Genomic DNA, 275 nt, shown 5'->3' with positions numbered 1-275 from the left:
GACTCTTCCAGTGAGATGTTCGGCGCGCGGTTGATGCCGGGCACCACCGAGCCTTCCTTCATCTCCGGAATGAACGCCGTGCCCAGAAACGGCATCAGCGCGCCTGTGGCCAGGAACACGGCCACGGCCACGACGACGGTCTTGCGGCCGTTGTTCAGGCTCAACTCCAGCAGGCGCAGATACGGCTTCTTCATTTTGCGGATCAGCCACGTGTCATGCGCGTCGTGCTCGGCGTGGGGGTCGTCGCTGTGCTCACCTTCCACGTGCTTGGGCAC

Annotated in this window: 1 protein-coding gene; it reads right to left on the bottom strand. The window is 63.6% G+C overall.

Annotated elements, in window-relative coordinates:
* The coding region (locus FCU66_RS40870) for an efflux RND transporter permease subunit (protein WP_136625536.1) at window positions 1–275 on the bottom strand (275 nt) is incomplete at both ends.

This window comes from Mesorhizobium norvegicum (genome assembly GCF_004919685.1).
GTDB lineage: Bacteria > Pseudomonadota > Alphaproteobacteria > Rhizobiales > Rhizobiaceae > Mesorhizobium > Mesorhizobium norvegicum.
The sequence above is the reverse complement of the archived record's forward strand: the minus strand, read 5'-3'. Positions and strand labels throughout refer to the sequence as shown.